The 11,475-nt window shown below is 59.9% G+C and carries 8 protein-coding genes; 7 read left to right on the top strand and 1 reads right to left on the bottom strand.

Translation table 11 applies throughout. From position 1 onward, the window contains the following. Positions 1 to 47 precede the first annotated feature (47 nt). The 7 genes from VGU25_07125 (at position 48) to VGU25_07155 (ending at position 9,625) form a co-directional block, all read left to right on the top strand. On the top strand, positions 48 to 1,376 hold the full coding sequence (locus tag VGU25_07125) for a carboxypeptidase regulatory-like domain-containing protein (GenBank protein ID HEV2576965.1): 1,329 nt from the start codon (positions 48 to 50) through the stop codon (positions 1,374 to 1,376). A gap of 3 nt (positions 1,377 to 1,379) precedes the next feature. Next, positions 1,380 to 1,901, top strand: a complete 522-nt coding sequence (locus VGU25_07130; GenBank protein ID HEV2576966.1) for a DUF4149 domain-containing protein — start codon at positions 1,380 to 1,382, stop codon at positions 1,899 to 1,901. An 8-nt stretch (positions 1,902 to 1,909) separates the two neighbouring features. Then, positions 1,910 to 2,887, top strand: coding sequence for a UDP-glucose 4-epimerase GalE (galE, locus tag VGU25_07135; protein ID HEV2576967.1), 978 nt, complete (start codon positions 1,910 to 1,912; stop codon positions 2,885 to 2,887). 222 nt (positions 2,888 to 3,109) lie between these two features. Continuing rightward, a complete protein-coding gene (locus VGU25_07140; protein ID HEV2576968.1) occupies positions 3,110 to 4,213 on the top strand; it encodes a tetratricopeptide repeat protein in 1,104 nt (367 codons plus the stop codon). A 14-nt stretch (positions 4,214 to 4,227) separates the two neighbouring features. Further along, complete coding sequence (locus VGU25_07145) at positions 4,228 to 5,979, top strand: chloride channel protein (protein HEV2576969.1); 1,752 nt, start codon at positions 4,228 to 4,230, stop codon at positions 5,977 to 5,979. An 18-nt stretch (positions 5,980 to 5,997) separates the two neighbouring features. After that, positions 5,998 to 7,791, top strand: a complete 1,794-nt coding sequence (locus VGU25_07150) for a chloride channel protein (protein HEV2576970.1) — start codon at positions 5,998 to 6,000, stop codon at positions 7,789 to 7,791. A gap of 22 nt (positions 7,792 to 7,813) precedes the next feature. Beyond that, positions 7,814 to 9,625, top strand: coding sequence for a chloride channel protein (locus VGU25_07155; protein ID HEV2576971.1), 1,812 nt, complete (start codon positions 7,814 to 7,816; stop codon positions 9,623 to 9,625). A gap of 18 nt (positions 9,626 to 9,643) precedes the next feature. Here the strand turns inward: VGU25_07155 and VGU25_07160 are convergent, their stop codons facing one another. Further along, positions 9,644 to 11,413, bottom strand: coding sequence for an MFS transporter (locus tag VGU25_07160; GenBank protein ID HEV2576972.1), 1,770 nt, complete (start codon positions 11,411 to 11,413; stop codon positions 9,644 to 9,646). Positions 11,414 to 11,475 lie beyond the last annotated feature (62 nt).

Genomic DNA, 11,475 nt, shown 5'->3' on the forward strand with positions numbered 1-11,475 from the left:
GTATCGTTGGATTTCCCGCCTTTGTTATCGCTGAAGTATCCTGAATTGTGCCCCGAATTCAGCAATTGCTTCGCAGTTTCGTTCTCGCCTCACTCTGCTCTGCCCTGCCGGCACTTGCAGCGACGCCTATTACCGGTGTCGTGACGAACAAGACCACCGGCAAGCCTTCCGCCGGTGACACGGTCACGCTCATCCGTCTGGCGCAAGGCATGCAGGAGGCGACCCACACCACGACCGACGCGCATGGCCGGTACACGCTCGAGGTGCCGGACAATGGGCTGCACCTGGTCCGCGTTACTCATGATCTCGCGAATTACTTCCGTGCCGCGCAGGCGGGAACGACGACAGTCGATGTCGACGTGTACAGCGCCGCGGCAAAGGTGAAGGGCGTTACAAGCGAGGCGGAGGTGATGCGCATTGAGAGCGATGCCAGCGGAACCGCGCTGCACGTGGTGCAGAATTTCTTCCTGAAGAACGATTCAAATCCACCGATGACGCAGTTCTCGAAGCAGCCCTTCGACTTCTGGCTGCCGGATGGCGCCGTAGTCGAGGGCGCGGCGGCGGAGTCGCCCGACGGCATGCCGGTGCGGCAGGCTCCGGTGCCCCTCGCGGAGAAGAATCACTTCACGTTTCTGTTCCCGATCCGTCCGGGCGAGACGCGGTTTCAGATTACCTACCGGATTCCCTACACCGGCAAGCTCGCGCTCGAGCCGAAGCTGACGATGCCCACCGACACGGTCGCGATCATGATTCCGAAATCGATGACCTTTGCGCCGGTCGCGGGCGCGCCGTACAGTCCAGTCGACGATGAGGTGAACGCCCACACTCTGGTGGCGCGCAGTGTGGCGCCCAGCGCACCGCTTGGCTTTACGCTCACCGGAACCGGACAGCTTCCACGCGACGCAAATGCGCCCACGCAGGGCGGCGATCAATCAGCACAGGGCGCCCCGCAGGCGCAGGACAATAGTCAACCAGCCACAGCCGACACACGACCGGGTGGCGGCCTCGGCAATCCATTGGATGAGGGCGGCAACCGCGACCCGTGGGCGAAGTACAAGTGGTGGATTCTCTCGGGAATCGCTGTGCTGCTCGCCGCTGCGGCTGGCGTCCTTCTACGCAAGCCAGCGGCGCCCTCTGCAGTCGCGACGGGTTCCCACGCCGCGGGCCCGCTCCCGCTATCGCCCCAGGGAATGCAAACGCACTCGACGCAGCTGCTACAGGCCTTAAAGGAAGAGATGTTCGCGCTCGAGACAGACCATCTGCAGCAACGCATCTCCGATGAGGATTATGTCGCAAATAAAGCGGCGCTGGAGCTTGTGCTGCGGCGCGCGCTGCAACGTGGAAATGCAACGGAGCGGGAGTTGATCTCCCGCTAACCAATGACAACGTTCCTGCGTATTCTGCGACTGTATCCACTGGCTCTCTGGGTCGGTGGTGAGGTCTTTTTCGTCATTGTTGCGGGGATTGCCTTCAGCGTTTTGCCGGACAAGCATGCTGCCGGCCTTGTCGTACGCAGCGCTCTGATGGATCTGCATCGCATCGGAATCGGCGCAGCCGTGGTCTATTTGCTGGCGACGCTCGGCCTGATGGCAATGGAACGCGGCGGCCGACGGATTCGTCTTATTGAAATCATCCTCGTTGCCGCGATGTCGCTAATCACCCTCTACTCGCAACTCGGCGTCATTCCCCGGATGGAGAGGGACAGGCTCTCGATCGGGGGCGATATCACGGTGGCTTCTGCGGACAATCCGACGCGGCTCGATTTCGATCGCCTTCATCAGCGCTCTGTGACCCTTGAAGGATCAGTGCTTATCGCCGGGCTGGTGCTGATCGCACTCGCTCCGATTTACGACCGCAGATCGCGGCAGGCTACCTCTAAAGAACCGAACGATTTTTCGTAGGAGAGACGATGAAGCTTCTGGTAACAGGTGGGGCTGGATATATCGGCGGCACGGTTGCGACGATCCTGATGCAGGCCGGGCACAAGGTCACGATCGTCGACAACCTCTGCCACAGCAAGCGCCATGAAGTTCCGGCGGGCGCTGACTTTGTGCAGGCTGACATCGCCGACCGTCCACGCATCGAGTCGCTGCTGCGTGATCTGCAGCCCGACGGCGTGCTGCACTTTGCCGCGCTGATCGAGGCCGGCGAATCGATGCAGAAGCCGGAGATTTATTTCCGCAACAACACGGCTTCCACGCTGGCCCTCTTAGAAGCTATGCATGCGACCGGCGTGAACAAGCTCGTCTTCAGCTCAACGGCTGCAGTCTATGGCGAGCCGGAGCGCGTTCCGATTGACGAGGCGGCCAAGCTTGCGCCGACGAATGCGTACGGCGAGAGCAAGCTGCTCGTGGAACAGATGCTCACCTGGCTGCATCGCCTTCACGGCTTGCGATATGCGTCGTTGCGCTACTTCAATGTTGCAGGCGCGCTGCCCGGACGCGGCGAAGCGCACCAGCCGGAGACGCATCTGATTCCGCTGATCCTGGATGTCGCACTCGGCCGGCGCGAAAAGATCTTCATCTACGGCGACGATTACGACACGCCCGATGGAACCTGCATCCGCGACTACATTCACGTCGTGGACCTGGCGGCGGCGCACATCCTTGCGCTGGATGCGCTCGGCACACGAGATCGACTCATCTGCAATCTCGGGAACGGTCAAGGATTCTCTGTAAAGCAAGTCGTCGAGGCCGCAAGACGCGTGACCGGGCATCCGATTCCAGTCGAGGTAAAGCCGCGCCGCGCAGGTGATCCCGCGAGGCTGGTGGCGAGTTCCGAGCGCGCTCAGACGGAGCTTGGCTGGCGCCCACAGATTCCCGAGATCGACAGGATCCTGGCCTCAGCCTGGGAATGGCATAAGCAACGATATGCGGTTCCGGAGTAACCAAATCCAGTATTGAAGCTTAGCCGCTATTCCTGCGACAGTAGAAACACGACAGGCCGTATCGCACTACGATAAACTGTTCCCAGGCCAGTGTTTTTGCGAGCTTCGCTCGTTTGAGAAAAAATCATCGACACACATATAAATTCCGCCGACATAGGTCCGGTCAGTTCCAAACTCCGGCCAAGGCGCAAGATCATCCTGAGAGACAGCATCACGCTCCTGGTGCTGATTTTGTCGACGGTGGCGCTCTATGCGCTGACCTCGTTCTTGTTCCGCAGCTTTGCGGCGCGGCAAGCGCAGTTGGCAAAGCAGTTCGCTGCCAGCGGACAAGAAGCGCTCAGCCGGGGCGACGCAGAACGCGCGGTAAACGACCTGCGGACGTCGCTCTCCTACGCGCCCGACGACATGACCAACCGGCTGCTGCTCGCTGAGTCGCTTGCACGCTCGAATCACCCCGAACAGGCGCGGAGCTACTTTCTTGGCCTGCTGGACGCGCAGCCCGCTGATGGGTTTCTGAACCTTCAGCTCGCCAGGCTTGCGAGAGAGCGCAAAGATTCGCACGCGGCCATTGACTACTATCGGGCAGCGGCGGTCGGCAACTGGAGCGGCGATTCGCTCCGGGAACGCTATAGCGTGCAGTTTGAACTTGCCGAGTATCTGATTGAGTTGAACGATCTTCCCTCCGCACGCGCCGAGCTCCTCATCGCAACAGCGGACGCTCCCGCGGAAGGGGATGTTTACACGACGCTTGGCAAGAAGTTCGAGCAAGCCAAGGATCCTACGGACGCGCTGAATCTCTACAGCAAGGCGATCAAAGCAAATCCTGCGGATGCGGAGGCGCCCTACAGGGCCGGGCGCGTCGCGTATCAGATGGGCGATTTTTCCCAGGCCGCGGAGCTTTTGTCCGTCGCTCGCCGAAGGACTGCCGAGGCCAAGACGGGTGAAGAGAACGTGCGAGAGATCGACGACCTGTTGCAAAGCGCGAAACGCATCCAGGAGTTGACCTTGTCCGCAGACCTTTCCCCGCAGGATTACATAGAGCATCTGTTGCGGGCACTTCCAGTCGCAAAACAGCGTTTCGATAGCTGTGTCGCTCAGTTCAACGGCAGTCCGTTATCCAGCGACATGCAAATGTTGCAGAGCGGCTGGAGTGATGTCGACAAGATCAGTCTGAGGCGGTCATCCCTGCAGGATGCAACCGAACAACAGAACCTGACGAAGCTGATCTTCCAGACCGAGCAGATCACATCAAAATTCTGCGGTGGGCCATCCGGAGATGACGCACTGTTATTACAACTGGCGAACTCGTCGCCCGGAATTCACTGAGAACGGGGAGAGCGATGAGTTTGAAAACAGCAGCCATGAATGCAATGGAACCACTTGATCTAGGCGACTCCTTGCCCGTTCGCGAGGAGCGACTGTTTCTGCTGCTCTCGATCTTCGTTGGGATTCTCTCCGGGCTGTTGGTCGTTTCGTTTCGCATGGCAATCGAGTGGCTAAGTATCCTGCTGCTCGGCAGCGCGACAGGACCGCGCCAGATCCGGCTGATCGTGGTTCCCGCTGCAGTTGGAATCGTGGTCGCGATCATGACGCGATACGTCTTTCCTGGCGTGCGCGGCAGCGGCGTCAACCAGACGAAGGCTGCGCTCTACATCCATAACGGATATATCTCGGTTCGCACGGTCATCGGAAAATTCCTGCTTTCCGCGCTGGCCATCGGCAGCGGACAGTCGCTTGGCCCGGAAGATCCTTCGCTGCAGATTGGCGCGGGTGTCGCTTCCCTGATCGGCCGGCGTGTCGGGCTCTCGCGCAGCAGGCTCCGGCTGTTCGCTCCGGTAGGCGCGGCTGCTGGTTTGGCGGCAGCATTCAATGCACCGATCTCCGCAATTCTGTTCGTGATTGAAGAGGTCATCGGCAAGTGGACAGCAGGCGTGCTTGGGTCGATCGTCCTCGCCGCAGTGGCGAGCGTAGCTGTAGCGCGCTGGTTCTGGGGCGCCCAGCCGATGTTTCGCATCCCTTCGATCACCCTGCGCGATCCGCGCGAGTTGCTCGCATATTCAGTGCTTGGAATCATCGGCGGATTTGCATCGCTGATCTTCGCTAAATCACTCGGATTCCTTAGACCGCGACTTCGCGCCCAACCACAGTGGCTGCAGATGCTACAACCGGCGGCCGCCGGTCTTTGCGTCGGATGCATCGCGTACTTCGGCTTTCCTCAGGTGATGGGTGCCGGGTACGGCGCCATCGATCAGGCGATGCACGCGCAATTCGCTGTGAAGGCGCTGATCCTGCTGGCGCTATTCAAAATTCTCGCGACAACGCTTTCATTTTCAAGCGGAACGCCCGGCGGCATGTTCGCCCCTACGCTATTCATCGGCGCAATGCTCGGCGGCGCGGTCGGAGGATTCGAGAAGATCTTCTTCCCGCATCTGACCGGCTCCGTCGGCTCATACGCATTGGTCGGCATGGGCGTACTCTTCGCAGCATTTCTGCGGGCCCCCCTGACGTCTGTCTTCATGGTGCTCGAGGTCAGCGGCAACTACTCAATCATTCTTCCGGTCATTCTCGCCAACACCATCGCTTATCTCATCTCGCGCAGTCTGCAGCCCGTGCCCATCTTCGAGCTGCTCACGCATCAGGACGGACTCTATCTACCGTCGATGGAAGAGATTCGCGAGGAAAGCGACGTTCCCCTCGAGGACGCTTTGGAGCTCGTTAATTATCCGATCATCCAGGGGACAGAATCGATCAGCGACATACTCGCTTCAGGACAACAGCAGCGGCTGGATTCTCCATTTGTCCTCGTGCAGTGCCGCGATGGATGGTACTCCGCACGCAAGGACGAATTAGATCGACTGCTCGCCACACTCACCGAAAACCCGGAGGCTCCGGAAGCACAGCGCCCTCTCGAGGAAGCTCTCGGCAAAGATCGCACGCCGCTCCTCTTCCCCGACGAGCCGCTGGCGCACGCACTATCGTACTTTCAACGCTGGCCGGTACTGCCGGTCTCTAATCGGGCCATCCGTGGCGTTCTCGAAGGCGTCGTTTCGCTGGAGAGCGTACTTCACCGATATCAACGGGCTCGAATGTAGTTTGAATATCTGAATGACATGAAAAGAAACAAACTGTTAGCCCATCCACTTCTTCGCAAGTACCTTCCGCTGGTCCACGAAGACCTTACATCGGTTTACTCGCGCGATCTGCAGAAATGGCTTCTTGTCGCCCCTATCATTGGTCTCACTACGGGGCTGGCCATCACGGGCATCGCCGCGCTTCTTCTCGGCAAGCTCTGGCCTACGGTACTCAACTACTACCTGGGCCATCATTGGGCGATCGTTCCCGGCCTGGTACTCGCGTTCGCGGTAACCGGCCTCATCATGCAGTACCTGACGCCCAACCCCAACGAGCACTCAACCGAAGAGGTCATCCGCTCCTATCACGAGCATGAGGGCGACATCGACGTTCGTCCCTTCGCGGCGAAGATTCTGGCAGCGATAACCTGCGTCGGATTCGGCGGCAGTGCTGCTCTCGAAGGTCCAAGCATCTATGGCGGCGCGGCGATCGGTTCATGGCTATGGACAAAGCTCCGGCGTTTCCGCTTCACCAATCGCGACCGCCGCATCATGCTTATCTGCGGTGCGGCAGCCGGCATGTCCGCCGTGTTCCGCGCGCCGCTCACAGGTATCGTCTTCGCGCTGGAGATGCCCTACCGTGACGACCTGGCCCATGAAGCGCTTGTTCCGTCCCTGATCGCGTCGGTCGTTTCCTACGTGACACTCGGCGCATTCCTTGGCTCGGCTCCTTTGTTCGACTTCCCTCGCGCAGTCAATTACCACCGCAACGACCTCTACTGGAGCGCCTTGCTCGGACTGCTCGTCGGCCTTGTCGCGATGGCATTCGTGGTGACCTTCCGCAGGGTCCGCATCTTCTTCGTGAACTGGAACGTTCCCCACTGGTCGAAGCTGGCGCTCGGCGGTTTGCTCACTGGCCTCTGCGGCGTTCTGTTCCTTCACATCTACGGGGGTTCGCTTGTTCCCATCGGGCCCAACTACGAAGCCGTCGGAGACATCCTCAACAGAACACACAGCAGCTCTCAACTCCTGGCCTTCAGCGGATTCAAGCTCACCGCAACCATCGCCACGCTCGCATCCGGCGGCGTAAGTGCAATGTTCGTTCCGCTGTTCCTCACCGGAGGTGCGCTGGGCACGGCGTTCGCGCAGTCCATCGTGCACAGCCCGGCGCTTGAACTTTACGCCGCGGTCGGCATGGCTTCGTTCATCTCCGCCGGATACAAAACGCCACTCGCAGCAGTCGTCTTCGTCGCAGAAGCGACGGGAGGCCATGCCTTCATCATTCCTGCGCTCATCGGCGCTGCTGTCGCGTACGCAGTCTCGGGTGACGCTTCCGCATCAGGTGACCAGCGCCTGCACGAAACCACGAAGGCGTCTCCGCTGCGTTACATCCCTGTGAGTGAGATCATGCAGCAGCACGTTATCTCGGCGCCCGCGGATCTAACTATCGGCGAGTTCGTCAAGATGCTCTCGCCGGATGTACAGCACGAGGCCTTCCCGGTCATTGAAGATAAGAAGCTGCTGGGCACAGTCAACCCTCTCTGCATCACGCGCATTGCGCCGGACCAATGGATGCATACGGCGCTGCGCGAGGTAGTCGATCAGCGCGTCGGCACCATCACCCCGGACACCGACGTGATGGAGGCCCTTCGATTGCTCACCGCCGAGCACAGGCGGCCGATGCTTCTTGTTGTCGCGTCAGGCGGCGAAATCAAGGGTATCGTTACCAAGACTGACATCCTTCAGGTCTTGAACGATCAGGAAGCCACATCACACCATAAGGACCACGCAGTCCGTTCCAGTTCCGAGGAGAGTTCACCTGAACTAATTTGATCCGCGCGAGGGAGAGTTCCACATGGCCGAGTTTCCGATTCCTGGAATTCCTGCAATCCCAGAGAAGCAGTCCAGCAAGAAGGGGCAGTTCGGCGTAGCTCTCGAACCAGAGATCATAAAAATCTGCGGTTATGCGCTGCTTGTAGGTGTGGTGGCCGGTTTCGTCGCTGAAGGCTTACTCGAACTCATTCAGCTCTTCACGAATATCTTTTTCTACGGGAAATTCTCCTTCGCGTACAGCAATCCTGCACACAACCACCTCGGGTTATGGGTCATCCTTATTCCGCCGATTGGCGGTCTGCTGGTCGGCATCATGATTCATTTCTGGGAGCCAACCCTCAAGGGTCACGGCATTCCTGAAGCGATGGAATCGGTTCTGTTCGGACACAGCCGCATGCGGCTTCGAGTCGCTCTACTGAAGCCGCTGGCGACTGCATTCGCGATCGGAACCGGCGGCCCGTTCGGCGCCGAAGGCCCAATCATCCAGACGGGTGCCGCGCTCGGTTCTCTCTTCGGCCAGGCCGTCGGGCTCACGCCGTACTATCGCCGCGTCCTGCTCGCCTCCGGCGCGGCAGCCGGAATGGCCGCGACATTTACCGCTCCCATGGCCGGCATTCTCGTGGCCATCGAGCTTCTGCTCTTCGAGCTGCGCGCACGTTCCTTCATTCCTGTTGCGCTGGCCGCGTCCATCGCCACCGGCGTGCGCATTCACTTCGCCGGTTGGGCACCGCTCTTTCCCACGCCGATGTTCCGCCTCACGGGTATGAACGAGCTCTGGCTCTTCGCGCTTCTCGGCGTGCTCATGGGCGGCGTCGGCATCATCATGATTCGAGTGCTCTCCTGGCTCGAAGACTTCTTCGACGAACTGCCGATCAAAAATCCGCTCATCTGGTCTCCCGTCATTGGAGCATTGCTGCTCGGAGTCATCGGCTACTTCTACCCGCAGGTGCTCGGAACCAGCTACGACACCATCCGCGATATGCTCAACGACCGCATGACCATGTCGAGCCTCACGGGCGTCTCCATCGCGAAATTCTGGGCGCTTGTCCTGTCGCTTGGATCAGGAACCACAGGCGGCGTCTTCGCTCCATCGCTCGTCGTCGGCGGGGGCCTTGGCGCGTCCTTCGCAATCTTGTTCAAGCACATCGCACCCCATCTGGTCAGCGACCCCGCGTTCTACGCCCTCGCCGCGATGGGTGGAGTCTTCGGCGGAATTGCGCGCGCTCCACTCACCAGCATCGTCTTCCTGTTCGAGTTGAGCCACAACCCGAACGCAATTCTGCCGCTCATCGTCTGCGTCATGATCTCCGACGCCACGGTACGCCTCTGCAGCCGCGAATCCATCATGACCGTGAAACTCGTCAAGCGCGGGCTCATCATCCTGCAGGACTACTCCGTGCCCGTTCTCATGCGTGCACGAATTGATCAGGTGATGAGGAAAGAGTTCAGCCTGCTCCACGCAAATGACGAGCTCAGGACCGTACTCGAGACCTTTGTACCCGGCCACCTCAGCCTGATCCCAGTCGTCGACGCTGACGGCGGATTGGTTGGGATCGTCGAGCCGCATGATCTCTTACGCACCGAACCGCCGGACCACCACTTCACCATGCGAGAACTGGCGCGCCAGGACTTCGTGCTCGCCTATACCGGGGAGCCGGTCGACCGCATCCATCGCGAGATGATGCTGAAGAATACGGAGAACGTCGTCGTAGTCGAGCCCGACGACCGGCGCAAACCGGTCGGGGTTGCACGCGCCAACGACATTCTGCAGTTGCGCCGCTGGCTGCTCGAAGAAGAAACCGGCGACGCCAGTGTGAAGATCGCCGAACCATGACATCCACACGCACAAAATCTAAGAAGTAACCGACGACGCTTCGCGCTGTCCCCTGCTGCTGAAGATGGCCTCGATCTCTTCCAGCGTCTTGCCCTTTGTCTCCGGCAGGAAGAACGCAGCCGTCACCAGGTACACGACCGTGAACGCCGCAAACAGGTAGAACATCGTCGAATAGCCGAATCTCCCCACAACCGGCAGAAAGATCGCCGCCAGTGTCGTGGAAACCATCTGGTTCAGCACCAGCGCAATGCTCATACCATTCGATCGGATCCGCGTGGGCATCAGTTCACTCAGCGCGAGCCAGACACAAACCCCCGGTCCCATCGCGAAAAATCCCACAAAGAGATACAGGCAGAGCGCCACGATCCAGCCATTCGTTGTACTCGGCACAGGAGTGATGTACGCGTGCTCGATTCTTAACGGAGCCGTGCGCGCCGCATCAAGATTCGCAAATGGGTTCTGAAAGAAGGCCGCAACCTTCGTCGAAGGAATCGCTTCCGCACGATCGATCGCCGCCGGTTCCGCGTCGCCTAGAAGAACAGGCTTCGTACTCGAAATAAAATCCCCGTACGAATAGATGATGGCCAGCGATTGCTGTCCATTCGCCACTGGCGCGCCCAGCCGCTCCGCCTCCGCCTTGTCGAACTTCACGTTCAGCGCGTCCCCATTCGTCACCACGCTCTGCACCGCGTCGCGCGCGTCATAGCGCTGTTTCTCCGTGCGCAGGAACAGAGTCCCCACCGCAAGCAACGCCACAATCACCCCTGACGTTCCCGTGACGAGCAGAAACCTGCGCCCTTTCCTGTCGACAAGCTGCAGTCCCACAACCGTCATCAGGAAATTCACGAACGTGAACACCACATAACCCCAGTGCGCCAGCACATCGCTTAGCCCGCTCTGGATCAAAATGTCCACGTTGTATCCAATGACAGAGTTAATCCCCGTCGCCGTGTTGCACACCAGAATCACGCACGCCAGTAGAAACGGAATCACATATCGCCGGCTCAGCAGCGGGTCTTTATAAGCAACTCCGGCCTTGCCCTTCGCCGCGATCTGCTCCATCTCCTCCATCTCGATAGCAGCCTGTTCCGGTGTTCGCGAGCGCTCCAGCGCCGCCCGCGCAGCTTCGACGCGGCCACGCAGAAACAGCCATCTCGGAGACTCCGAGATAAAGCACGCAGCGAAAATAAAGAACAGCCCCGGCGGCAACGACATCCAGAAGATGCTGCGCCATGCGTTGTCCTTTACGTGAAACAGCGCATCCGCGGAGGCAGTCTTCGCAATCGCCGCCACATGGTAGCTCGTGTAAATCCCGATCAGCGCAGCCACAAAAATCCCGAGCGTCAGCAGCCATTGAAAGATGCCGGTTCCCTTGCCTCGCACCTTCGCCGATAAGCACTCCGCCAGATACAGCGGCACGACGACGCCTACAAAGCCACCGCTCATGCCTTGCAGCAGCCGCCCCAGAAACAGCGGCCCGAAGCCCCGCGACAGCGCAATGATGGGCACGCTCACCGAGAAGGCAACACCGCTCAGCAGCATCAGCGGCTTGCGCCCCATCCAGTCCGCAAGCACTCCGGCAAACAGCGTAGAGAACACGCTGCCCAGCAGCACCGCCGCCACAATTATCGAGATCTGTCCACGGCTCAGGCCGGACGTGGCTTCCAGATAAGGAAGCGCCCCGCCGATAATGCCCACGTCAATCCCGTACAGCAGGCCCCCGAGCCCCGCCACGAGTAACATCAACCTGCCGTATCCACTGTGGCCCAGGCGAGCTGCAGCCCTCATTCAACAATCCTCCAGAGTGAGCTTCGGCCCATCCTACACGCTCGCGCGCCAAGCCACACCTG

It is taken from the genome of Acidobacteriaceae bacterium (assembly GCA_035944135.1).
In the GTDB taxonomy this organism is placed as follows: domain Bacteria; phylum Acidobacteriota; class Terriglobia; order Terriglobales; family Acidobacteriaceae; genus Granulicella.

What these genes read in the sequence shown, in the direction of transcription:
- VGU25_07130 (HEV2576966.1), top strand. Translation starts at nt 1,380, where the DNA reads ATGACAACGTTCCTGCGTATTCTGCGACTGTATCCACTGGCTCTCTGG.
- galE (HEV2576967.1), top strand. Translation starts at nt 1,910, where the DNA reads ATGAAGCTTCTGGTAACAGGTGGGGCTGGATATATCGGCGGCACGGTT.
- VGU25_07150 (HEV2576970.1), top strand. Translation starts at nt 5,998, where the DNA reads ATGAAAAGAAACAAACTGTTAGCCCATCCACTTCTTCGCAAGTACCTT.
- VGU25_07160 (HEV2576972.1), bottom strand. Translation starts at nt 11,413, where the DNA reads ATGAGGGCTGCAGCTCGCCTGGGCCACAGTGGATACGGCAGGTTGATG.
- VGU25_07145 (HEV2576969.1), top strand. Translation starts at nt 4,228, where the DNA reads ATGAGTTTGAAAACAGCAGCCATGAATGCAATGGAACCACTTGATCTA.
- VGU25_07155 (HEV2576971.1), top strand. Translation starts at nt 7,814, where the DNA reads ATGGCCGAGTTTCCGATTCCTGGAATTCCTGCAATCCCAGAGAAGCAG.